The sequence below is a fragment of the Roseinatronobacter sp. S2 genome (assembly GCF_029581395.1).
Taxonomy (GTDB): domain Bacteria; phylum Pseudomonadota; class Alphaproteobacteria; order Rhodobacterales; family Rhodobacteraceae; genus Roseinatronobacter.
Genome location: NZ_CP121113.1, coordinates 3,024,180 through 3,047,903, shown reverse-complemented (window position 1 = coordinate 3,047,903; position 23,724 = coordinate 3,024,180). Strand labels below are relative to the sequence as shown.

Here is a 23,724-nt window from a genome sequence, read left to right as displayed (position 1 = left end):
AGCTGCGGTTGGTGCCCCGCTCAGAATCGGTAAACGTAAGATACCGACGCAACCCAAGGGTCGATCTTGGCCTTCCCGATATTTACACCGTCAAGCAATACATCCGACTGAATGTTGATATACCGCAGGTTCGCGCGGATCGCGCTGCGTTCGCTTACGGCAAAATCAACACCTGCATTCAGCGCCAGACCCCAGGAATCCTTGATCTTCAGACTGCCAAGCGGCGATCTGGTGCTGAAGAAACTGGTGTAATTGACACCGGCCCCCAGAAACGGCGTAATCGCGCTGTCATTGGTAAAATGATAGTTCAGCGAAACGGTTGGTGGCAGTTGTTTGGTGGTGCCGACCTGCACGCCGCTCAGGCTGATAGAATGGCGGAACGGCACCGCCGCCAGCAGTTCAATCCCCAGATTGTCCTGAATGAAATATTCCGCAGTCAGGATCGGGCGTGTGCTGCTGCCAATGCTGGCGGGAAGGGTCGCGAGCGTCCCGTTGTTGGATTTCGGGTTCACATGGCCAATGCCCACACCCAGCGTCCAGTCGCCAGCCTGTTGTGCCATGGCAGCCCCGCCCGACAGTGCCAGTGCAGAAATTGCACATGCAAGAATATTATTTATTTTCATGGTCTTTCCCCATTTATGCGAAGTGCGCGGATGTTGCGTGCCTCTGGGGCGGGCCGCTTTGACCTGCATCAAACTTCGGCAAGCCCTGGCTGTGGCGCAGTGTCGCAACGCGGCACGCCGTGTCGTGGCAGGCTGATCGGAGATAACATTTACATCGGGGGTAGGGCATGAAGCTTCAGTCATCTGTGCTTGCAGGGTCGGACATGTTTCGGGCCAATCATGACGGGCACACAGCCGCCTTGGCAGAAATACGTGCGGCGACAAATTTGGCACAACTGGGCGGCGGCGAAAAGGCCCGCGCGCGCCATCTGGCGCGTGGCAAGATGCTGCCACGCGACCGCGTTGCCAACCTGCTGGATGCAGGCAGCCCGTTTCTGGAAGTGGGCGCGACGGCGGCGCATGGCCTGTATGGCGGGGCTGCGCCCTGTGCCGGGGTGATCGCGGGGATCGGTCAGGTGTCGGGGCAGGACTGCATGATCATCTGCAATGATGCCACCGTAAAGGGCGGCACCTATTACCCGATGACGGTCAAGAAGCATCTGCGCGCGCAGGAAATCGCCGAACAAAACCATCTGCCTTGTGTCTATCTGGTCGATAGTGGCGGTGCGAATCTGCCCAATCAGGACGAGGTGTTTCCCGACCGCGACCATTTCGGGCGCATTTTCTACAATCAGGCGCAGATGTCAGCCAAGGGGATTGCGCAGATTGCCGTTGTGATGGGATCATGCACAGCGGGCGGGGCCTATGTGCCCGCCATGTCGGATGTCACCATCATTGTGCGCGATCAGGGCACCATCTTTCTGGCAGGTCCGCCGCTGGTCAGGGCCGCCACCGGCGAAGTGGTCAGCGCCGAAGATCTGGGTGGCGGCGATGTACACACGCGCCTGTCGGGCGTGGCTGATTATCTGGCTGAAGATGACGCCCATGCGCTGGCGCTTGCCCGCCGTGCTGTCAGTCACCTGAACCGCGCAAAGCCCGCGACGGTTCAGTGGCAGACGCCCGAAGATCCCGCCTATGACCCGGATGAAATATTCGGCGTCGTGCCCGCTGATCTGCGCACACCTTATGACATTCGCGAAGTGATTGCCCGCGTGGTCGATGGCTCGCGCTTTGATGAATTCAAACCCCGCTTCGGGGAAACGCTGGTCACTGGTTTTGCACATGTCATGGGCTGCCCCGTGGGGATTGTGGCCAATAACGGGGTGCTGTTTTCCGAGGCTGCGGTGAAGGGCGCGCATTTTATCGAACTGTGCAGCCAGCGCCGCATTCCGCTGGTGTTCCTGCAAAACATCACGGGCTTCATGGTCGGGCGCAAGTATGAAAACGAAGGCATCGCGCGCCACGGGGCCAAAATGGTCACGGCGGTCGCCACCACATCCGTGCCAAAGATTACAATGCTGGTGGGCGGCAGTTTTGGCGCGGGAAATTACGGCATGGCTGGCCGCGCCTACAGCCCGCGTTTCCTGTGGACATGGCCCAACAGCCGCATTTCCGTTATGGGCGGTGCGCAGGCTGCAGGCGTGCTGGCCACTGTGAAACGCGACGCGCTGGAACGCGCGGGCGAAAGCTGGGGTGCGCAAGACGAAGCCGAATTCAAGCGCCCCACGGTCGAGATGTTCGAGCGCCAGTCCCACCCGCTTTATGCCAGTGCGCGGCTTTGGGATGATGGCATCATCGACCCCCGCCAGTCCCGGCAGGTGTTGGCGCTGTCACTGTCGGCCGCATTGAATGCCCCGATTGAGGACACGCGCTTCGGTGTGTTCAGGATGTAAAAAAGATCGCCTCCGGCGGGAGTATTTTGCGCAAGATGAAACTGCGGGGGCTTCATCTTGCATTCAAATACTCCGGGGGGATCGCCGTCAGGCGATGGGGGCAGCGCCCCCTTGCCACCGTAAAGGGATGCTGAGAGATGTTTGACAAAATCCTGATTGCCAATCGCGGTGAAATCGCCTGCCGCATTATCCGCACAGCCCGCTCCATGGGGGTGCGCACGGTTGCGGTTTATTCCGATGCGGATGCGCAGGCGCTGCATGTGGAACTGGCGGATCAGGCCATCCATATCGGCGGGCCTGCACCGCGCGACAGTTATTTGCGTGGTGATGTCATCATTCGCGCAGCACTGGAAACTGGCGCGCAGGCCATTCATCCGGGCTATGGGTTCCTGTCCGAAAACCCCGATTTCGTCGATGCGGTCACCGCAGCAGGGCTGGTGTTCATCGGCCCCTCGGCCAGTGCGATCCGCGCGATGGGGTTGAAAGATGCGGCCAAGGCGCTGATGCATAAGGCGGGTGTGCCGGTCGTGCCGGGCTATCACGGCGCAGATCAAGGCCCCGCGCATCTGGCGGGCGCGGCGGAGGCCATAGGTTATCCGGTGCTGATCAAGGCTGTGGCGGGTGGCGGTGGCAAGGGCATGCGGCTGGTGAATGCGCCCGCTGATTTCATGGATGCCCTTGAAAGCGCGAAAGGAGAGGCCGCGACCGCCTTTGGAAATGATGCGGTTCTGGTCGAGAAATACATCACGAAGCCGCGTCATATCGAAGTGCAGGTTTTTGGTGACGGTGTGGATGCGGTGCATCTGTTCGAACGCGACTGCTCGCTTCAGCGGCGGCATCAGAAAGTCATCGAAGAAGCCCCGGCCCCCGGCATGACCGCCGAAATGCGCGCGGCCATGGGGCAGGCGGCGGTGCGCGCGGCCCGTGCGATTGGCTATGCGGGCGCGGGCACGGTGGAATTCATTGTTGACGGCAGCGATGGCCTGCGCCCTGACGGGTTCTGGTTCATGGAGATGAACACGCGCTTGCAGGTTGAACACCCTGTCACCGAAGCGATCACCGGCGTTGATCTGGTGGAATGGCAATTGCGCGTTGCCGCGGGCGAGGGGTTGCCGTTGCGCCAGCAGGATCTGTCGATCACCGGTCACGCGTTCGAGGCGCGGCTTTATGCAGAAGATGTGCCTGCGGGGTTCTTGCCCGCAACAGGGCGGCTGTCGCATCTGCATTTCCCTGATACTGCGCGCAGTGATTCCGGTGTGCGCGCGGGCGATGAGATCAGCCCGTGGTATGATCCGATGATTGCCAAGCTTGTTACCCATGGCGCAAGCCGCGCGATTGCGCTGAAGCGTCTGGAACGCGCATTGGCTGCCACCGAAGTGGCGGGCGCGGTTACCAATCTGGCCTTTCTGGGGGCATTGACGCGCGATGCAGCCTTTCGCAGCGGCGATATGGATACCGGCCTGATTGAACGCAACATCACCAGCCTGACCCGTGAGCCGGACCTGACAGGTCAGGAACTGGCCGTTGCTGCGGCTTGTGTGATCGGGCTGGACGGGCTGTCGGACCCGCTTGCGGGGTTCAGTTTGACAGGGCCGATCTGGCAGGATGTGTCCTTGATGGATGGCACGGATGCCCATGACCTGCGTATTGCGGTGACCGGGCCGCTGCGGGCTATTGTGACTGTCGGTGGGGATGAATTCGCCGTCAATGCGGGTGCGCAGGGCTTTCATGTAGCGGGTGCTTGGGTTCGTGCACGCGCCATTGCGGGGCATGTCCATTTATTTGGTGCAACGCCGCGTATCCTTGGACTGGTTGATCCGCTGTCGCGGCAAGAAGCGCTTGGCGCAGGGGCCGATGTGGTGCTTGCGCCCATGCCGGGGCTGGTCAAGGCGGTGTTTGTTGCGGCAGGCTACACTGTGGACAAGGCTGCGCGGCTGGTGGTGCTGGAGGCCATGAAGATGGAACACACGCTGGTTGCCGCGCGCGCTGGCGTTATTGCGGAAGTTCTGGTGCAACCGGGTGCGCAGGTTGCCGCAGGCACCCCGTTGGTCCAGCTACAAGAGCAGCAGGAGGAGGGCTGAGGTCAATGAATGGGAACGATGCCATCATCCGGCTGTGGCATGTCGCGCAGTCGCGGTCTTTTCGCGTGCTTTGGGTGCTGGAAGAAATTGGCGCGGCGTATGATCTGATTCCGTGCAGTTTCTTTGACCGGTCCTTGCGGGATGCTGATCATCTGCGGCGCTCGCCTGCCGGACGGGTGCCCGCGATCGAAGTGGACGGGCAATCCTTGTGCGAAAGCGGCGCGATTTTGCTATATCTGGCGGAAAGCCGCGCGCCGCATCTGCGTGTGCCCGAAGGGGCGGCGGGTCGCGCTGCATTCTTGCAAGGCCTGCATTATGCCGAAACCCTTGGCGCGCTTCTGGCCAATCTGACCCAACATCATATCGTCTTGCGCGAAGACTGGATGCGGTCGCCCACGGTCATGCGGCTGGAGGCGGCACGGCTGGAAAATGCCCTGCGCGCCATCGGGCCTGATTGGGTGAACGGGGACTTCACCGTGGCTGATATTGCTATCGGATATGCGGTATGGATGGCGCGCCGGTTTGTAACGCTGCCGGATGGTGCGGCGCAATATGCGGACCTGATTGCGGCGCGCCCAGCCTTTCAGCGCGCCCTTGCCAAGGATGGGGCCGCGCAGATTTATACGCAAGACTTCTATGCGCCGCCAGAGGGGTAGAAAATGGCGAATGTTGAAATATTCGAAGTTGGTCCGCGCGACGGGTTGCAAAACGAGAAGCACCTGATCCCGACGCCGGACAAGGTTGCGCTGGTGAATTGCCTAAGCCGTGCAGGGTTCCGGCGCATAGAGGTTGCCAGTTTTGTAAGCCCGAAATGGGTGCCACAAATGGCTGATTCCGCAGATGTTCTTGCGCAGATTGCCCGTGCGGATGGTGTGCGCTATGCGGCGCTTGTCCCCAATATGCGCGGGTTTGAAGCCGCAAGAAACGCCCGTGCGGATGAAGTGGCAATTTTTGGGTCAGCGTCCGATGGATTCAGCCGTGCAAACCTGAATTGTTCGGTTGCTGAAAGTCTGGAACGCTTCGCGCCAGTCGCAAAAGCCGCGCTGGGGGCGGGAATTCCCGTTCGGGGCTATGTGTCTTGTGTGACCGATTGTCCCTTTGATGGCCCTGTTCCGCCTGACGATGTGGTGCGCGTGGTGGCGGCACTGCGCGACATGGGGTGCTATGAAATCAGTCTTGGCGACACCCTTGGCCGCGCCACGCCAGACCGGATCGCGGCCATGCTGGACGCGGTGTTGTGTGACATGCCTGCCGACCGGTTGGCGGGGCATTTCCATGATACCGCCGGGCGGGCGCTGGAAAATATCGACGTATCGCTTGAAGCTGGCCTGCGCGTGTTTGATGCGGCTGTGGGCGGTCTTGGCGGGTGCCCCTATGCGCCCGGGGCGTCGGGCAATGTCGCGACAGAAGCGGTGCATGACTGGCTGGTAGCGCGGGGCTGGGACACCGGACTGGACCGCGATATGTTGCAAGATGCGGCGCAGATGGCACACAGCATGCGAAAAGGACCGGTCTGATGTTTGAAACCATCACCATTGAAACAGATGCGCGCGGGGTTGCAACGCTGACACTGGCCCGCCCTGACAAGCACAATGCCTTGTCTGCGCAGATGATTGCTGACCTGACCAAGGCCGCCGCGCAACTATCTGCGGATGACCGCGTGCGCGTTGTGGTCCTGACCGGCGCTGGCAAAAGCTTTTGCGCAGGCGGCGATCTGGGCTGGATGCAGGACCAGATGCGCGCCGATAACGCAACCCGCGCCGCCGAGGCCCGCAAACTGGCCGATATGCTGGGGGCGCTGAACGGCATGCCCAAACCCCTGATCGGGCGGGTGCAGGGGCAGGCTTTTGGCGGTGGTGTCGGGCTGATGGCCGTGTGTGATGTGGCCATCGGGGTTCAGGGTGCCAAATTCGGGCTGACAGAAACCCGTCTGGGGCTGATTCCGGCGACCATTGGCCCTTATGTTCTGGCGCGTATGGGGCAGGCTATGGCGCGGCGTGTGTTCATGTCGGCGCGCATTTTCGGGGCCGGCGAAGCGGTGACGCTGGGGCTGCTGGCGCATGCGGTGGCACCGCAGGATCTGGATGCCGCGACGGACGCAGAAGTGACCCCCTATCTGGCCTGTGCGCCGGGGGCGGTGGCGCGGGCCAAGGCGCTTGCGCAGCGACTCGGGGGCAATGTGGCCCCTGATGCGGTAGATCATTCCATCAAGGAACTGGTATCTGCGTGGCAATCGCCCGAAGCACATGAAGGGATTGATGCATTTTTTGACCGCCGCAAACCGGATTGGCAGGGGTGATCCACGCCTTTAGCACCGCTTTGGCATGACTTGGTATGACGGGGGCAGGGTCAGGTCCCCAAGGCTTTTTCATGCATTGAACCGCGTGGTTTGCCGGAATCCTGTGACCGCCTGCATAGGCGGTATGCAATAGTATTCAATGCAAGGTTTTTTCCGGTAATGGCGGTGCGCCTTTGGTTGACCCCATCGCTCTACAGGAGTAGAGGAAGGGCAGCCAAGTTGCGGTTCAGGAGGCCAGCGGCCCTGAGGGTGCCTCTCTTCCCGCGCGAAAAAGGAGCCAAAGGTGGAAGATCTACTTGCATCCTACCTGCCCATTCTGATTTTTCTTGGAATCGCTGTTGTGCTTGGATTGGTGCTGCTTTTGTCAGCTATAATCATCGCAGTGCGCAACCCCGACCCCGAAAAAGTGTCCATCTATGAATGCGGGTTCAACGCATTCGATGATGCGCGCATGAAGTTCGATGTCCGATTCTATCTGGTGGCAATTCTGTTCATTATCTTCGATCTGGAGATAGCGTTTCTGTTCCCGTGGGGCGTGGCGTTTTCCGAAATGTCGATGACGGCGTTCTGGTCAATGATGATGTTTCTGGGCGTGCTGACAGTCGGCTTTGCCTATGAATGGAAGAAGGGGGCGCTGGAATGGGAGTGATGACAGGGGCGAACACCGCAGGCGCGGATCGCGAAGTTGCCACACAGTCGCTGAACCGCGAATTGCAGGATAAGGGGTTTTTGCTGACCTCGACCGAAGATGTCATCAACTGGGCGCGCAACGGCTCCTTGCACTGGATGACATTCGGTCTGGCCTGCTGCGCTGTGGAAATGATTCATGTCGCCATGCCGCGCTATGACGTGGAACGCTTTGGCACGGCCCCGCGTGCAACCCCGCGCCAGTCCGACCTTATGATTGTGGCTGGCACGCTGACCAACAAGATGGCGCCCGCGCTGCGCAAGGTCTATGACCAGATGCCAGAGCCGCGTTATGTTATCTCGATGGGGTCTTGCGCCAATGGTGGCGGATACTACCATTACAGCTATTCGGTTGTGCGTGGGTGTGACCGCATTGTTCCGGTGGATATTTATGTGCCCGGCTGCCCACCCACGGCAGAAGCGCTGTTGTATGGAATCATGCAATTGCAGCGCAAGATCCGCCGAACGGGCACATTGGTCAGGTAAGGGGTCGGCATATGTCGGATGCATTGAAAGAACTGGCCGGTCAACTTGAACTGCGCATGGCCGATGCGGTTGTCAGCCATGAAACCGCTTTTGGCGAATTGACGGTTATCACCACGCTGCCGCAGCTGCCCCAGCTGGTGCGTTTCCTGCAAAGTGATGAGAATATGCGTTTTTCAACGCTGGTGGACATCACGGCAATAGACTGGCCCGGTCGGCGCAAGCGCTTCGATGTGGTGTATCATTTCTTGTCGATGTATCGCAATCACCGCATCCGCCTGAAGGTCGAGGTGGGCGAGCAGGAAATTGTCCCCTCCATCATCGACATTCACCCAAGTGCCAACTGGTTCGAACGTGAAGTGTTCGATATGTTCGGCATCCTGTTTTCCGGCCACCCGGATTTGCGCCGTATCCTGACAGATTACGGGTTTCGCGGGCATCCGCTGCGCAAGGATTTTCCGACCACCGGCTACACTGAAGTGCGCTATGACGAGGCGCTGAAGCGCGTGGTCTATGAACCCGTGCAACTGGTGCAGGAATATCGGCAGTTTGATTTCATGTCCCCCTGGGAGGGGGCTGATTACATTCTTCCCGGTGACGAGAAGAAGGAGGCTGCGACATGATGGACGGCTCCAAAGGTTTTGACGACGCCCAGACGGGCGAGCAGAAGATCCGTAATTTCAACATCAACTTCGGCCCGCAGCACCCTGCTGCGCATGGTGTGCTGCGTCTGGTTCTGGAACTGGACGGCGAAATTGTGGAACGCTGCGACCCCCATATCGGGCTTTTGCACCGTGGCACCGAAAAGCTGATGGAAAGCCGCACATATTTGCAGAATCTGCCGTATTTCGACCGGCTGGATTATGTGGCCCCGATGAATCAGGAACACGCATGGTGTCTGGCCATTGAACGGCTGACGGGCGTGCAGGTGCCACGCCGCGCGTCCTTGATCCGCGTGCTTTACAGCGAAATCGGGCGTATCCTTAGCCACCTGCTGAACGTCACCACAGGTGCCTTGGATGTCGGCGCGCTGACGCCGCCCCTGTGGGGGTTTGAAGAGCGCGAGAAACTGATGATTTTCTATGAACGCGCCTGCGGGGCACGGCTGCACGCGGCTTATTTCCGCCCCGGTGGTGTGCATCAGGATTTACCGCCCGCGCTTCTGGACGACATCGAATCCTGGGCGCATGTGTTTCCCAAGGTGCTGGACGATATCGACGGGTTGCTGACCGAAAGCCGTATTTTCAAGCAGCGCACCTGCGATATTGGTGTCGTGTCCGAACAAGAAGCGCTGGATTGGGGCTTTTCGGGCGTGATGGTGCGTGGCTCGGGCCTTGCATGGGATTTGCGCCGCGCGCAGCCCTATGAATGCTATGATGAATTCGATTTCAAGGTTGCCGTGGGCAAGAATGGCGACTGCTATGACCGCTATCTGGTGCGCATGGCAGAAATGCGCGAAAGCACGAAGATCATCTTGCAGGCCATCGAAAAACTGCGCGCCCCTGAAGGGCAGGGTGACATTCTGGCACGCGGCAAGATTACCCCGCCACCGCGCGCGGAAATGAAGACATCGATGGAATCATTGATTCATCATTTCAAGCTGTACACCGAAGGGTTCCACGTTCCCGCAGGCGAAGTTTATGCTGCGGTCGAAGCGCCCAAGGGCGAATTCGGGGTCTATCTGGTCGCGGATGGCACCAATAAACCTTATCGTGCAAAACTGCGCGCGCCGGGCTATCTGCATCTGCAAGCCATGGACCATATCGCCAAAGGGCACCAACTGGCCGATGTGGCCGCCATTATCGCCACCATGGATGTGGTGTTCGGAGAGATTGACCGCTAATGCTGCGCCGCCTGCACCCAGAACAACCCGCCTCCTTCGCTTTCACGCCCGCCAATCAGGCCTGGGCGGAAGCACAGATCACCAAATACCCCGAAGGCCGTCAGGCTTCGGCTATCATCCTGCTATTATGGCGCGCGCAGGAACAAGAAGGCTGGCTGACGCGCCCTGCGATTGAACATATCGCCGATATGCTGGGCATGGCCTATATCCGCGCGCTGGAAGTGGCGACATTCTATTTCATGTTCCAGTTGCAGCCTGTCGGGTCTGTTGCGCATTTTCAGGTCTGCGGCACGCTGTCTTGCATGATTTGTGGCGCTGAAAAGCTGATAGAAGTGTGCAAAGCGAAAATTGCACCCCGCGCGCATATGTTGTCGGCAGATGGCAAGTTCAGCTGGGAAGAAGTTGAATGCCTTGGGGCCTGCGCGAATGCACCTATGGTTCAGATCGGCAAGGACTATTACGAGGATCTGACGGCGGAAAACTTCGCGCAACTGATTGATGATCTGGCCGCTGGCAAGGTGCCGACCGCCGGGCCGCAAAACGGGCGCTTTGCATCCGAACCGCTGGGTGGGGCAACCACGTTGACCGATTACACCGGGGAGGCGCAGAACGGGTCGGTCGCACTGGCCACGCGCCATGGCGATACGATCAAGCGCATCGACGGGACCGAAGTGCCGTTGCTGACGCCGTGGCAGGATAAACCCGCCAAGGCAAGCAAACGCAAGGTCACGGCCAAGACCATCAAGGACCATGAGCCGAAACCCGCATTGTCCACACCTGTGGATGAAACCGGCGTGTCCAAACAAGAAGCGCAGGCCACCAAAAAGGGCAACCCGAAGCCCGCAGCAAAAGGGGCCAAAGCGGCAGACGCGCAGCCCGAAATGCTGAAGGCGCCCAAGGGCAAGGCAGATGACCTGAAGAAGCTGAAAGGCGTTGGCCCCAAACTTGAAGGCGTGCTGAATGATCTGGGCGTATTCCATTTCTGGCAGGTCGCCGCATGGACCGATGATGATGTGGTATGGGTGGATGAGCGGCTGAAATTCAAGGGCCGGATTGAACGCGATGGCTGGATAGAACAGGCCAAGATTCTTGCCGAAGGCGGCGAGACTGAATTTTCCAAACGCGCCAAGTAGTGCAGCAGGATGAAAGTGAATGGCAAAACCTTCCCCTCGCGACATGGCTCTGGCCCGGCAAGCACGGCTTGCGGGCGCAGTCATGGCTGCGGCGATCGTGGCTTGGGTCGTTTTGGGATGGATGGGGCGCGAATTCGGCTGGGATCCACGCTACGCATTCTTGATAGATTTCGCAGCGCTGGCAGGGTTTGCCTGGGCGTTGATCGTAACATTCCGCATCTGGCGGCAAGGCAAGCGCGACAAGTGACGCGCAGACAAGGGTAAAGATCATGCTTGACGATCAGGATCGCATCTTCACCAATCTTTACGGCATGCATGACCGCTCGCTCAAGGGGGCGATTGCGCGCGGCCATTGGGATGGGACCAAGACCATTCTGCAAAAGGGCCGCGACTGGATTGTTGACGAGATGAAACAATCGGGCCTGCGCGGGCGTGGTGGTGCGGGTTTTCCGACTGGCCTGAAATGGTCTTTCATGCCCAAGGAAAGTGACGGACGGCCAGCGTATCTGGTGGTCAATGCTGACGAATCCGAACCCGGCACCTGCAAGGACCGCGAGATCATGCGTCATGATCCGCATACTTTGATCGAAGGATGTCTGATCGCCAGTTTCGCGATGAACGCGCATACCTGCTATATCTATATCCGTGGCGAATATATCCGCGAACGCGAAGCGCTGCAAAATGCCATTGATGAGGCCTATGACGCCGGATTGATTGGCAAAAACGCCTGCGGGTCCGGTTGGGATTTCGACCTGTTTTTGCATCACGGCGCGGGGGCCTATATCTGCGGCGAAGAAACCGCCCTTCTGGAAAGCCTTGAAGGCAAGAAGGGTATGCCACGGATGAAGCCGCCCTTTCCTGCGGGTGCTGGCTTGTATGGCTGCCCGACAACCGTGAACAACGTTGAATCGATTGCCGTCGTGCCGACGATTTTGCGTCGCGGCGGTGCGTGGTTTTCCAGTTTCGGGCGCCCGAACAATGCGGGCACGAAGATTTTCGCAATATCGGGCCACGTCAATAAACCCTGTGTCGTAGAAGAATCCATGTCGATCTCGTTCGAGGAATTGATCGAAAAGCACTGCGGCGGCATTCGCGGTGGCTGGGACAATTTGCAAGCGGTCATTCCGGGTGGTTCATCCGTGCCTTGTGTCCGTGGGGAAAACATGCGCAGCGCGATCATGGATTATGACTATTTGCAAAAAGACCTGCGCTCTGGTCTGGGCACGGCTGCGGTTATTGTCATGGACAAGCAGACCGACATCATCAAGGCCATCTGGCGGCTGTCGGCATTCTACAAGCACGAAAGCTGCGGCCAGTGCACGCCCTGCCGCGAAGGCACGGGCTGGATGATGCGCGTCATGGACCGGCTTGTCCGCGGCGAGGCAGAGGTCGAGGAAATTGACATGCTGTGGGATGTCACCAAGCAGGTCGAAGGGCATACCATCTGCGCACTGGGCGATGCGGCGGCGTGGCCGATTCAGGGCCTGATCCGCAATTTCCGCGATGAAATCGTGGACCGGATCAAGGCGCAGAAACGTGGTGCGACAGTCCAAGTGGCGGCGGAGTAGACGCATGACCCCCTTTGTTTCAATCGCAAGCATGGCAAAACCGGCATTGGCCGCTTTGGGCATTGCCGTGGTTCTGGCCAGTCCGGTTCGTGCCGATGCCATGCCGCAGGCCGATATAAACGCCGCATTGCGCGGCAATGCCGATGTCTATAACGGGCTGTTTACGGCCGCACTGATCAAGCACATTGTCGATTCCTGTCCCGACTTGCAGGGGCCAAACCGTCTGCAACGGGTGACATTCTTTATGGGGCTGTACAATCGGGCGCGTGGCATGGGGTTTACGCGTGCCCAGATCGAAGCCTTCGTGGACGATGAAACCGAACAGGAACGCCTGCAAGGCGTTGTCGATGGCTTTCTTATCCAGGCGGGTGTCGACCCGTCGAACACGCAGGCGGTCTGCACCTATGCGCGTGCCGAAATGGCCGACCGTTCCGCACTTGGCCGCAGATTGCGGGAGAGATAACACATGTCAGACCTTCGCAAGATCATCATCGACGGGCGTGAAGTCGAAGTGCCCATTTCCATGACGCTGATTCAGGCCTGTGAACTGGCCGGTGTTGAAGTGCCACGTTTTTGCTATCATGAACGCCTGTCGATTGCGGGCAACTGCCGCATGTGTCTGGTCGAAGTGGTGGGCGGTCCGCCCAAACCTGCGGCAAGCTGCGCCATGCAGGTGCGTGACCTGCGCCCCGGCCCCGAAGGCCAGCCGCCGGTGATCAAGACTAACAGTCCCATGGTCAAAAAAGCCCGCGAAGGGGTGATGGAATTCCTGCTGATCAACCACCCGCTGGATTGCCCGATCTGTGATCAGGGTGGCGAGTGTGACCTGCAAGATCAGGCCATGGCTTATGGCGTCGATTTCTCGCGCTACCGCGAACCCAAACGCGCCAGCGAAGACATGCAGCTGGGGCCACTGGTTGAAACCCATATGACACGCTGCATTTCATGCACGCGGTGTGTGCGCTTCACCACCGAAGTGGCGGGGCAAACCGTGATGGGCCAGACCGGTCGCGGCGAAGATGCCGAAATCACTACCTATCTGGGGGCGCTGGTTGAATCGGAACTGCTGGGCAATATCGTGGACCTGTGCCCCGTTGGTGCGCTGGTATCCAAACCCTACAGCTTCACGGCGCGCCCGTGGGAATTGACCAAGACCGAAACCATCGACGTGATGGATGCGCTGGGGTCCAGCATTCGTGTGGACACCAAGGGCCGCGAAGTCATGCGTATTCTGCCGCGCAACCACGATGGCGTGAATGAAGAATGGCTGTCGGACAAGTCGCGCTATGTCTGGGACGGGCTGAAACGCCAGCGCCTTGACCGCCCCTATATCCGCGAGAATGGCAAGCTGCGCCCTGCCACCTGGCCCGAAGCCCTTGAAGCCGCCGCAAACGCGATCAAAGGCAAGAAGGTTGCGGGCCTGATTGGTGATCTGGCGTCGGTCGAAGCTGCCTATGCGCTGAAACTGCTGGTCGAAGGGCAGGGGGGCACGCTGGAATGCCGCACCGACGGCGCGAAACTGCCTGCGGGCAACCGGTCTGCCTATGTCGGGTCCGCGACAATCGAAGATATTGACCACGCAAAACGTATCTACCTGATTGGCACGAACCCCCGCGCCGAGGCGCCGGTTTTGAACGCACGCATCCGCAAGGCATGGCTGGCCGGTGCAGATATTACCCGCGTGGGCCCTGCCATCGATCTGACCTATGACGTGATCGAAGGTGGCACAGACCGTGCCGCAGTGGAAAAACTGGTCAAATCCGCGAAATCCGATGACACGGAAGCCTTGGTTATCATAGGCCAAGGTGCCCTGCGCGAAGCTGATGGCGAAGCGGTGTTGGCCCAGGCCATGGCATTGGCCGAAAAGGCCGGTGGCAGGTTGCTGGTTCTGCACACGGGCGCAAGCCGCGTGGGGGCCATGGATATTGGCTGCGTGACCGAAGGCGGGCTGGACGCCGCCACCAAAGATGCCGATGTGATCTATAACCTTGGTGCCGATGAAATCGACATCGCCGCAGGGGCCTTTGTTATCTATCAGGGCAGCCATGGCGACCGCGGCGCGCACCGCGCTGATCTTATTCTGCCCGCTGCCGCCTATACCGAAGAACCGGGAATTTTTGTCAACACCGAAGGGCGTCCGCAATTGGCGCTGCGCGCGGGGTTCGCACCGGGCGAGGCCAAGGAAAACTGGGCGATCATCCGTGCCCTGTCGGCAGAACTGGGCGCAACCTTGCCGTTTGACACCATTGGCGCGCTGCGCAAGCAGTTGTCGGGGGCCATGCCGCATCTTGGTGATATCGACATCGTGCCCGAAAACGACTGGCAACCGATTGCGGCCAAATCGCTGGGCAAGGCCGATTTCCGCTATGCTGTTGATGATTTCTACCTGACCAACCCGATTGCGCGCGCATCCAGCCTTATGGCCGAATTGTCGGCCATGGCCAAAGCGCGCGGCCAGTCCCGGTTAGCTGCGGAGTGACATGAGTGTTGCGCATCCTTCATATGCCGGTTGTCACCCTTGCCCTGTCGGGCGGGTTGATGGCGTGTGGCAACGAAGAACGGGTGCGCGCGCCAATGTCGCCGCCACCGGATGCGCAATATCTGGGCGTGCAGACCCGCTTGCTGGATGGCGATCTGGTCAGTTTTGTGGTGCGCATGGACGGCGCGCGCGGGCGCGAGGACGTCATCGCCTATACCCGCTGCGCCGCTGCACAATACACGCTGATCCGCGGATACAGTTTTGCGCGCCATGTCAGGACAAATGCAACGCAATCCGCTGGCATATGGCAGGCGGATGGGGTTTACACCATCTCGCCGGATCTGCCGCTTGGTCTGCGCAACATGGACGCAGAGGTGATCGTCGAGGATTGCCACGAACAGGGCATTCCCACAGTCTGAGGAATAGAGGGACGAATGGCTGAATTTCTGGAAACCGGACTAGGGATCACCGTGCTGATCATGGCACAATCACTGTTGGTGATTGGCTTCGTGATGATTAGTCTTATCTTTCTGGTCTATGCCGACCGCAAAATCTGGGCCGCAGTGCAGTTGCGGCGCGGTCCCAATGTTGTCGGCCCCTGGGGGCTGATGCAGACCTTTGCGGATGCGCTTAAATTCGTAGTCAAGGAAGTGGTTATTCCGGCGGGCGTTGACCGGCCGGTGTATTTTCTGGCGCCCCTGCTAAGTTTTGTTCTGGCGGTTCTGGCATGGGCTGTCATTCCCTTCAACGATGGCTGGGTGCTGGCGGATATCAACGTGGCCATCCTGTTTGTGTTCGCGATTGCCAGTCTGGAAGTTTACGGCGTGATCATGGGCGGCTGGGCGTCGAACTCCAAATACGCGTTCCTTGGGTCATTGCGGTCTGCGGCACAGATGATTTCTTATGAAGTGTCGCTGGGTCTGATCATCATCGGGATCATCATTTCCACCGGCAGCATGAATTTCGGCAATATCGTTGCCGCACAGGACACAGGCTGGGGCGCGCTGGGGTGGTATTGGTTGCCGCATTTGCCGATGGTTGTGTTGTTCTTCATCTCCTGCCTTGCGGAAACCAACCGCCCGCCTTTTGATTTGCCCGAAGCGGAATCCGAACTGGTGGCGGGTTTCATGGTGGAATACGGATCGACCCCATACCTGCTGTTCATGGCGGGCGAATATATTGCCATCTTCCTGATGTGCGCGCTGCTGTCGCTGCTGTTTTTTGGCGGCTGGCTGTCGCCCATTCCGGGCCTGCCGGACGGGTTCCACTGGATGTTCCTGAAGATGGCGTTCTTCTTCTTCATGTTCGCCATGGTAAAGGCCATCGTGCCGCGCTACCGCTATGACCAGCTGATGCGCATTGGCTGGAAGGTGTTTTTGCCATTGTCGCTGGCATGGGTGGTCCTTGTGTCGTTCCTTGCGAAATTCGAAGTCATGGGCGCGTTCTGGGCCCGTTGGACGATTGGAGGCTGATCATGGGTATGGATTGGGGGCGTGCAATAAAATACACGCTGATGACCGATTTCATCAAAGGCTTCGGGCTGGGCATGCGATATTTTGTGGCGCCCAAGCCGACGATCAACTATCCGCATGAAAAGGGCCCGCTTAGCCCGCGTTTTCGCGGCGAACACGCCCTGCGCCGTTACCCGAATGGCGAGGAACGCTGCATTGCATGCAAGCTGTGCGAAGCGATCTGCCCGGCGCAGGCCATCACCATTGATGCCGAACCCCGCGATGACGGATCACGCCGCACAACGCGCTACGACATTGATATGACCAAATGCATCTATTGCGGGTTCTGTCAGGAAGCGTGCCCCGTAGATGCCATTGTCGAGGGGCCGAATTTCGAATTCGCAACCGAGACGCGCGAAGAGTTGTTTTACGACAAGGACAAACTGCTGGCGAATGGCGAGCGCTGGGAAGCGCAGATTGCGCGCAATCTGGAAATCGACGCGCCATACCGTTAAGGGGTGGCGGTGCCGGACCGTTTCCGGCATTGCGCTGTGCAAAAGGCGATGGGCGCGACACGCCGCCCGCGACAAGGAAAAGGGAACCCGAGGGACATGGGTATTGCCGATATCACATTCTACGCATTCGCGGTGACCTTGCTGGGTGCCGGGTTTCTGGTCACCATTGCGCGCAATCCCGTGCATTCGGTGCTGTGGCTTATTCTGACATTCCTGTCTGCTGCGGGCATGTTCGTGCTGCTTGGCGCGGAATTTCTGGCCATGTTGCTGATCATTGTTTATGTCGGCGCGGTTGCGGTGTTGTTTTTGTTCGTCGTCATGATGCTGGACGTTGATTTCGCAGCGCTAAAAGGGGAAATGGCACGGTATTTCCCGATTGCCAGCATCGTGGGCATTGTGCTGTTGATGCAAATGGCGTTGCTGTTCGGCTCATGGCAGGAAGCCGCAGGCGCAAGCGATCTGCGTCAGGCACCCACGCCTGACCTGGCGGAAATGCACAACACCAAGGCATTGGGGATGATCATTTATGATCAGTATTTCCTGCTGTTTCAGGTGGCAGCGCTGATTTTGCTGGTTGCCATGATCGGGGCGATTGTTCTGACACTGCGCCACCGCAAGGATGTGAAACGCCAGAATGTCATTGCACAGATGCACCGCGATCCTGCCAAGGCGCTGGAGTTGAAAGACGTGAAACCCGGCCAGGGGCTGGGTTAAGGCCCGCAAGGGACAACCGATAACGAGGGCCAGCAAGCGGCCCCGCACATACGGAACGAGGGAACCGAATGGTTGGACTGGAACATTACCTGACCGTGGCCGCGGCGCTGTTCGTCATCGGCATTTTCGGGATATTTCTGAACCGCAAGAATATCATCATCATTCTGATGTCGATTGAATTGATGCTGTTGTCGGTGAATATCAATCTGGTCGCCTTTTCCAGCTTCCTGAATGATCTGGTGGGTCAGGTGTTCACCTTGTTCGTGCTGACTGTCGCCGCCGCCGAGGCCGCGATCGGGCTTGCCATTCTGGTGTGCTTCTTCCGCACCCGTGGCACGATCGACGTCGAAGACGTCAATGTGATGAAAGGCTGATCCCATGGCAGTAACGGTTCTTTTTGCGCCACTTCTGGGGGCCATCATCGCGGGGCTGTTCTGGCGCGTGATCGGGGAACGCCCTGCGCAGATCATCTCGACGGCGCTTTTGTTTCTGTCGGCGTTTTTGTCATGGGTTATCTTTCTGGGCCATGATGGCGGTGTTCAGCAAATCACGCTGATGCGCTGGATCGACAGCGGGTCGCTGGTGGGCGACTGGGCCATCCGGCTGGACCGGCTGACGGCTGTGATGTTGATTGTTATCACCACCGTGTCCGCGCTCGTGCATCTGTACAGCTTCGGCTACATGGCGCATGACGACAATTTCAAGGATAACGAAAGCTACCGCCCGCGCTTTTTCGCGTATCTGTCGCTGTTCACCTTTGCCATGCTGATGCTGGTGACAGCCGACAATCTTGTGCAGTTGTTCTTTGGCTGGGAAGGGGTTGGTCTGGCGTCATATCTGCTGATCGGTTTCTATTTCCGCAAGCAAAGCGCGGGCGCTGCCGCGATGAAGGCGTTTATCGTCAACCGCGTGGGCGATATGGGGCTGATCCTTGCGCTGATGGCGATCTATCTGCTGGTCGATTCCATTCAATATGACGATCTGTTCGCCGCAGCGCCCATGCTGGCGGAAACCACCGTCAGCTTCTTGTGGACAGACTGGAACGCGGCCAATCTGATTGCATTCCTGCTGTTTGTGGGCGCGATGGGCAAATCGGCGCAGCTGTTCCTGCACACATGGTTGCCCGACGCGATGGAAGGGCCGACGCCCGTATCCGCACTGATCCACGCGGCAACCATGGTCACCGCCGGTGTGTTCCTTGTCGCGCGCATGTCGCCGCTGATGGAATATGCCCCGCAGGTCATGGCGTTTATCGTGCTGATCGGGGCCATGACGGCGCTGTTTGCGGCAACTGTCGGTCTGGTGCAGAACGACATCAAGCGCGTCATCGCCTATTCCACATGCTCGCAACTGGGCTTCATGTTTGTGGCCGCCGGTGTGGGCGTCTATTCGGTGGCCATGTTCCACCTGCTGACGCATGCGTTTTTCAAGGCAATGCTGTTTCTTGGCGCAGGGTCGGTTATTCACGGCATGCACCACGAACAGGACATGCGCAATTATGGCGGGCTGAAAGACAAGCTGCCGATGACGTTCTGGGCCATGCTGATCGGGACGCTGGCGATAACCGGTGTGGGCATTCCGCTGACAACCATCGGCTTTGCGGGTTTCGTGTCCAAGGATGCCATTATTGAATCCGTATTCGCGTCGGGCACCACCTATGCGTTCTGGATACTGGTGTTTGCGGCCTTCATGACCAGTTTCTACAGCTGGCGGCTTATGTTCCTGACCTTCTGGGGCACCCCGCGCGGGGACAAGCACACGCATGAACATGCGCATGAAAGCCCGTTGGTGATGTTGGTGCCGCTTGCGGTTCTGGCCATAGGGTCGGTGCTGGCCGGGATGGTGTTCTATGGACCCTTCTTTGGGTCCACCGATCAGGTGCGCGACTATTTCGGCGCGGCCATCTTCATGGCCGAAGGCAATGATCTGGTCACACAGGCGCATTATGTGCCGGCCTGGGTGAAGGTATCGCCCTTCATCGCTATGGCGCTGGGGCTGGGGCTGGCGTGGATGTTCTATATCCGTGACACGTCCCTGCCGAAACGCCTGGCCGAGACCTTCCCGGGGGCCTATCAGTTTTTGCTGAACAAATGGTACTTCGACGAAATCTATGACTTTCTGTTCGTGCGTCCGGCCAAGGCTGTGGGGACGTTCCTGTGGAAAAAAGGCGATGGCAAGGTCATTGACGGTGGCATCAACGGTCTGGCCATGGGCATCATTCCGTTCATCACGCGCATCGCTGGCCGCGCGCAGTCGGGCTATGTCTATCATTATGCATTCGCAATGGTTCTGGGGATTGTCGTGATCGTTACCTATGTCACACTGGCGGGGGGGGCGCAGTAATGCTGAACCTGCTGTCGATTATCACCTTCACCCCTGCCATCGCAGCCGCCATTCTGGCGATTTTCCTGCGCGGCGAAGATGAAGCGGCGCAAAACAATGCAAAATGGGTGGCGTTGATTGCCACATTGGCCACGTTCGCGGCCTCGCTTATCCTGCTGGTGGGGTTTGACCCGCAAGACACCGGCTTCCAGTTTGTGGAAGAACACGACTGGATCATGGGCTTCACCTACAAGATGGGGGTGGATGGCATCTCGATCCTGTTCGTGATGCTGACAACCTTCCTGATGCCCATCACGATTGGCGCATGCTGGAATGTGTCGCACCGCGTCAAGGAATACATGATCGCGTTCCTGTTGCTGGAAACGCTGATGATCGGCGTATTCACGGCGCTGGATCTGGTGCTGTTCTACCTGTTCTTCGAGGCGGGCCTTATCCCGATGTTCCTGATCATTGGCATCTGGGGCGGCAAGGAACGCATTTACGCGGCGTTCAAGTTCTTCCTGTATACCTTCCTTGGGTCGGTTCTGATGCTGGTTGCCATGATCGCGATGTATGTCGATGCGGGCACCACGGACATTCCCGCGCTGCTGGAACATCAGTTCAGCACCGAAACCTTCAGCCTGATGGGCTGGCAGGTGATCGGCGGTATGCAAACGCTGCTGTGGCTTGCCTTCTTCGCGTCCTTTGCTGTCAAAATGCCGATGTGGCCAGTGCATACATGGCTGCCTGACGCGCATGTTCAGGCACCCACCGCGGGGTCGGTTGTGCTGGCGGCGGTGCTGCTGAAGATGGGGGGCTACGGGTTCTTGCGGTTCTCGCTGCCCATGTTCCCTGTCGCCAGTGATATATTCGCGCCACTGGTGCTGTGGCTGTCTGCGATTGCGATTGTCTATACCAGCCTTGTCGCGCTGATGCAGACCGATATGAAGAAGCTGATCGCCTATTCGTCGGTTGCGCATATGGGGTTTGTGACGATGGGTATTTTCGCAGCCAACCAACAGGGCGTTGATGGCGCGATTTTCCAGATGATCAGCCACGGGTTTATTTCGGGCGCCTTGTTCCTGTCGGTGGGGGTCATTTATGACCGGATGCATACACGCGAAATCGCGGCCTATGGCGGGCTTATCAACCGCATGCCGGTCTATGCGGCAGTGTTCTTGCTGTTCACCATGGCGAATGTCGGCCTGCCGGGCACATCGGGTTTCGTGGGTGAATTCCTGACATTCATGGCGGTGTTTCAGGTTAACACCTGGGTGGCGCTGTTTGCGGCAACCGGGGTCATCCTGTCTGCGGGCTATGCGCTGTGGTTGTTCCGCCGCGTGGTCATGGGCGAGCTGATCAAGGAATCCCTGAAAGGCATCAAGGATATGGACCGCCGCGAGAAAGCGCTGATTGTGCCGCTGATTGCGATGACGCTGATCCTTGGCATCTATCCCGCGCTTATCACTGATATTATTGGCCCTTCGGTTTCGGCATTGGTCGAAGGGCATTCGCTGGCGTTGCAGGCATATGAAGCTGCATCCCAGCTGGCACAGAACTGAAAGGTCCCGCAATGATCGGAGCTGATCTTTACACAGCCCTGCCAGAGATCGTCCTTGCACTTTATGCAATGGCCGCGCTGATGGTGGGTGTCTATGGCGGCAAGGACAAGCTGGCCGAACCCATCTTGTGGGCAACGGCAGCGCTTATGGTTCTGTTGGCACTGTATTCCGGCGCGCAGGGCCTGGAGGTTCAGACGGCCTTTAACGGAATGTATATTTCCGACCCGTTTGCGCAATTCTCCAAGATGATCGTGCTGCTGTCGGCGGCAGTTGTCATGGTGATGGGGCAATCCTACATGCTGGCGCGCGGTTTGTTGCGGTTTGAATACCCCATCCTGATTGCGCTGTCGGTTGTCGGCATGATGCTGATGGTGTCGGCGGGCGACCTGATCGCGCTGTATATGGGGCTGGAATTGCAATCGCTGGCGCTTTACGTCGTGGCGACCATGAACCGCGATTCCGCGCGGTCCACCGAAGCGGGCCTGAAATACTTTATCCTTGGGTCGCTGGCATCGGGGCTGTTGCTGTATGGTGCGTCGCTGACCTATGGCTATGCAGGCACTACGTTGTTCGCAGGTATCATCAGCACCATTTCAACCGACGGCATGTCTGTCGGGCTGTTGATGGGGATGGCGTTCATGCTGGCGGGGCTGGCGTTCAAGGTGTCGGCGGTTCCCTTCCACATGTGGACGCCCGATGTCTATGAAGGTGCGCCCACGCCTGTGACCGCGTTCTTTGCCACCGCACCGAAAGTGGCGGCCATGGCACTGGTTGCGCGTGTCGTGCACGAAGCCTTCGGGGTGGTGCCCGGTGACTGGTCGCAGATTGTCGCGTTTTTGGCGGTTGCGTCCATGTTCGTGGGGTCCATCGCGGCTATTGGCCAGCGCGACATCAAACGCCTTATGGCCTATTCGTCCATCACGCATATGGGCTTTGCGCTGGTCGGTCTGGCCGCGGGCACGGCGCAGGGCGTGCAGGGGATGCTGGTCTATATGGCGATTTATGTCACCATGAATATTGGTGTCTTCGCGTTCATTCTGACCATGTCGCGCGATGGCAAGCCTGTCACCGATATTGACAGTCTGCGCCAGTATTCCAAGGCAGAGCCATTGCGCGCGTTGGCACTGCTGGTGCTGATGTTCAGCCTTGCAGGTGTGCCGCCGCTGGTTGGCTTCTTCGGCAAGTTCTATGTGTTGTGGGCGGCTGTTCAGGCGGGGATGACATGGCTGGCGGTTGCGGGCGTTGTCGCCTCGGTTATCGGGGCGTTCTACTATCTGCGCATCGTCTATTTCATGTATTTCGGCGAAACCACGGAACCGCTGGACAGTGTGCGTGCGCCTGTTCAGGCAACGTTGCTGGTTGCGTCGGCGGCATTGATGGTTCTGGGCGTCATCAACCTGTTCGGGATTGAGGGTATGGCGGCACTTGCGGCAGAAGCCCTTGTCAAATAACTGGCCCGAGGGGGTAGGGCGCCGCGTTCTGCCAGAAACCGACAGCACCAACGCCGAGGCCGCGCGCATGGCGTCCGGCCTTTCCGGTCCCTGCTGGATATTGGGATTGCGCCAGACACAGGGGCGCGGACGGCGCGGGCGTGACTGGCACGACCAGACAGGCAATTTCGCGGCCACCTATGTCACCCGCCCCGGCGGCCCGCCTGATCAGGTGGCATTGCGGTCTTTCGTTGCCGCGTTGGCCTTGCATGATGCGTTGGTAACGGTCACGGCGCGGCCTGAAAGTTTTGCGTTGAAATGGCCAAATGATGTGCTGCTGAACGGGGGCAAACTGGCAGGGATCTTGCTGGAAAGTGTCGGGCAGGGTGCGCAGGTCAGCCATCTGGCAATCGGGATTGGCGTCAACCTGCTGCACGCGCCGGATGCGGAAGATGGCGCACTACGGCCCGTCAGCCTGATGTCGGAAACCGGCATTGCCACGTCCCCCGAAGAATTCCTTGATGTTCTGGCGCCAGCCTATGCAAAATGGGAACATCAGCTTGTCACCTACGGGTTCGCTGCAATCCGTCAGGCGTGGATGAACAGCGCCGCACGGCTTGGGGAACGCATTGTCGCGCGAACTGTTACAGACAGCTATGAGGGCACATTTGAAGGCATTGATGCAACAGGGGCGTTGATGCTGCGCACAGCACAAGGGCGGCGCGCGATCCCTGCTGCGGATGTGTTTTTTTGAACGCGAAA

The 23,724-nt window shown here is 58.9% G+C and carries 24 protein-coding genes; 23 read left to right on the top strand and 1 reads right to left on the bottom strand.

Annotation, left to right across the window (positions count from 1 at the left end; translation table 11 throughout):
• Nucleotides 1-20 precede the first annotated feature (20 nt).
• Nucleotides 21-623 (bottom strand): OmpW family protein, encoded by a 603-nt coding sequence (locus P8S53_RS14710; RefSeq protein ID WP_277804724.1) that lies wholly within the window; start codon nucleotides 621-623, stop codon nucleotides 21-23.
• A gap of 167 nt (nucleotides 624-790) precedes the next feature.
• On the opposite strand from P8S53_RS14710, the gene P8S53_RS14705 reads away from it, so the two are divergent.
• The 23 genes from P8S53_RS14705 to P8S53_RS14595 all read left to right on the top strand — a co-directional run bounded on the left by P8S53_RS14705 (nucleotide 791) and on the right by P8S53_RS14595 (nucleotide 23,716).
• Nucleotides 791-2,395 carry a carboxyl transferase domain-containing protein gene (locus P8S53_RS14705; protein WP_277804723.1) on the top strand — a complete coding sequence of 535 codons (1,605 nt, stop codon included), beginning with the start codon at nucleotides 791-793 and terminating at the stop codon, nucleotides 2,393-2,395.
• Nucleotides 2,396-2,532: 137 nt separating this feature from the next.
• The gene (locus P8S53_RS14700) at nucleotides 2,533-4,476 is read left to right on the top strand and encodes an acetyl/propionyl/methylcrotonyl-CoA carboxylase subunit alpha (RefSeq protein ID WP_277804722.1); all 1,944 of its coding nucleotides are present in this window, start codon (nucleotides 2,533-2,535) and stop codon (nucleotides 4,474-4,476) included.
• 5 nt (nucleotides 4,477-4,481) lie between these two features.
• The gene (locus tag P8S53_RS14695; RefSeq protein ID WP_277804721.1) at nucleotides 4,482-5,132 is read left to right on the top strand and encodes a glutathione S-transferase family protein; all 651 of its coding nucleotides are present in this window, start codon (nucleotides 4,482-4,484) and stop codon (nucleotides 5,130-5,132) included.
• Nucleotides 5,133-5,135: 3 nt separating this feature from the next.
• Nucleotides 5,136-5,993 (top strand): hydroxymethylglutaryl-CoA lyase, encoded by an 858-nt coding sequence (locus P8S53_RS14690; RefSeq protein ID WP_277804720.1) that lies wholly within the window; start codon nucleotides 5,136-5,138, stop codon nucleotides 5,991-5,993.
• Nucleotides 5,993-6,775: a crotonase/enoyl-CoA hydratase family protein gene (locus P8S53_RS14685; protein WP_277804719.1), complete on the top strand. Its 783-nt coding sequence runs from the start codon at nucleotides 5,993-5,995 to the stop codon at nucleotides 6,773-6,775. The genes P8S53_RS14690 and P8S53_RS14685 overlap by 1 nt, the downstream gene beginning before the upstream one ends.
• A gap of 283 nt (nucleotides 6,776-7,058) precedes the next feature.
• Entirely contained in the window at nucleotides 7,059-7,424 is a 366-nt protein-coding gene (locus P8S53_RS14680; protein WP_277804718.1) for an NADH-quinone oxidoreductase subunit A, read from the top strand.
• Nucleotides 7,415-7,948, top strand: coding sequence for an NADH-quinone oxidoreductase subunit B family protein (locus P8S53_RS14675; RefSeq protein WP_277804717.1), 534 nt, complete (start codon nucleotides 7,415-7,417; stop codon nucleotides 7,946-7,948). Before P8S53_RS14680 ends, P8S53_RS14675 begins: the two co-directional genes overlap by 10 nt.
• An 11-nt stretch (nucleotides 7,949-7,959) precedes the next feature.
• A complete protein-coding gene (locus P8S53_RS14670) occupies nucleotides 7,960-8,568 on the top strand; it encodes an NADH-quinone oxidoreductase subunit C (protein ID WP_277804716.1) in 609 nt (202 codons plus the stop codon).
• Entirely contained in the window at nucleotides 8,565-9,788 is a 1,224-nt protein-coding gene (locus P8S53_RS14665; protein WP_277804715.1) for an NADH-quinone oxidoreductase subunit D, read from the top strand. Before P8S53_RS14670 ends, P8S53_RS14665 begins: the two co-directional genes overlap by 4 nt.
• The gene (locus P8S53_RS14660) at nucleotides 9,788-10,921 is read left to right on the top strand and encodes an NADH-quinone oxidoreductase subunit E (protein WP_277804714.1); all 1,134 of its coding nucleotides are present in this window, start codon (nucleotides 9,788-9,790) and stop codon (nucleotides 10,919-10,921) included. Before P8S53_RS14665 ends, P8S53_RS14660 begins: the two co-directional genes overlap by 1 nt.
• 19 nt (nucleotides 10,922-10,940) lie before the next feature.
• Nucleotides 10,941-11,168, top strand: a complete 228-nt coding sequence (locus P8S53_RS14655) for a DUF5337 domain-containing protein (protein WP_277804713.1) — start codon at nucleotides 10,941-10,943, stop codon at nucleotides 11,166-11,168.
• 22 nt (nucleotides 11,169-11,190) lie between these two features.
• Nucleotides 11,191-12,489 carry an NADH-quinone oxidoreductase subunit NuoF gene (nuoF, locus tag P8S53_RS14650; protein WP_277804712.1) on the top strand — a complete coding sequence of 433 codons (1,299 nt, stop codon included), beginning with the start codon at nucleotides 11,191-11,193 and terminating at the stop codon, nucleotides 12,487-12,489.
• Between the two features lie 4 nt (nucleotides 12,490-12,493).
• On the top strand, nucleotides 12,494-12,952 hold the full coding sequence (locus P8S53_RS14645; RefSeq protein ID WP_277804711.1) for a DUF5333 family protein: 459 nt from the start codon (nucleotides 12,494-12,496) through the stop codon (nucleotides 12,950-12,952).
• Nucleotides 12,953-12,955: 3 nt separating this feature from the next.
• On the top strand, nucleotides 12,956-14,968 hold the full coding sequence (gene nuoG / locus P8S53_RS14640; protein WP_277804710.1) for an NADH-quinone oxidoreductase subunit NuoG: 2,013 nt from the start codon (nucleotides 12,956-12,958) through the stop codon (nucleotides 14,966-14,968).
• A gap of 23 nt (nucleotides 14,969-14,991) precedes the next feature.
• Nucleotides 14,992-15,387: a hypothetical protein gene (locus tag P8S53_RS14635; protein WP_373418527.1), complete on the top strand. Its 396-nt coding sequence runs from the start codon at nucleotides 14,992-14,994 to the stop codon at nucleotides 15,385-15,387.
• Nucleotides 15,388-15,402: 15 nt separating this feature from the next.
• A complete protein-coding gene (nuoH, locus tag P8S53_RS14630) occupies nucleotides 15,403-16,440 on the top strand; it encodes an NADH-quinone oxidoreductase subunit NuoH (protein ID WP_277804708.1) in 1,038 nt (345 codons plus the stop codon).
• Nucleotides 16,441-16,442: 2 nt separating this feature from the next.
• Complete coding sequence (gene nuoI, locus P8S53_RS14625; RefSeq protein WP_277804707.1) at nucleotides 16,443-16,934, top strand: NADH-quinone oxidoreductase subunit NuoI; 492 nt, start codon at nucleotides 16,443-16,445, stop codon at nucleotides 16,932-16,934.
• A 96-nt stretch (nucleotides 16,935-17,030) separates the two neighbouring features.
• A complete protein-coding gene (locus P8S53_RS14620) occupies nucleotides 17,031-17,648 on the top strand; it encodes an NADH-quinone oxidoreductase subunit J (protein WP_277804706.1) in 618 nt (205 codons plus the stop codon).
• 68 nt (nucleotides 17,649-17,716) lie between these two features.
• Nucleotides 17,717-18,022, top strand: coding sequence for an NADH-quinone oxidoreductase subunit NuoK (gene nuoK / locus P8S53_RS14615; RefSeq protein ID WP_277804705.1), 306 nt, complete (start codon nucleotides 17,717-17,719; stop codon nucleotides 18,020-18,022).
• A gap of 4 nt (nucleotides 18,023-18,026) precedes the next feature.
• The gene (gene nuoL / locus P8S53_RS14610; protein ID WP_277804704.1) at nucleotides 18,027-19,991 is read left to right on the top strand and encodes an NADH-quinone oxidoreductase subunit L; all 1,965 of its coding nucleotides are present in this window, start codon (nucleotides 18,027-18,029) and stop codon (nucleotides 19,989-19,991) included.
• Nucleotides 19,991-21,532, top strand: a complete 1,542-nt coding sequence (locus tag P8S53_RS14605; protein ID WP_277804703.1) for an NADH-quinone oxidoreductase subunit M — start codon at nucleotides 19,991-19,993, stop codon at nucleotides 21,530-21,532. Before nuoL ends, P8S53_RS14605 begins: the two co-directional genes overlap by 1 nt.
• Before the next feature lie 11 nt (nucleotides 21,533-21,543).
• Nucleotides 21,544-22,983, top strand: a complete 1,440-nt coding sequence (nuoN, locus tag P8S53_RS14600) for an NADH-quinone oxidoreductase subunit NuoN (protein WP_277804702.1) — start codon at nucleotides 21,544-21,546, stop codon at nucleotides 22,981-22,983.
• Nucleotides 22,973-23,716: a biotin--[acetyl-CoA-carboxylase] ligase gene (locus tag P8S53_RS14595; RefSeq protein ID WP_277804701.1), complete on the top strand. Its 744-nt coding sequence runs from the start codon at nucleotides 22,973-22,975 to the stop codon at nucleotides 23,714-23,716. Before nuoN ends, P8S53_RS14595 begins: the two co-directional genes overlap by 11 nt.
• The last annotated feature ends 8 nt before the right edge of the window (nucleotides 23,717-23,724 follow it).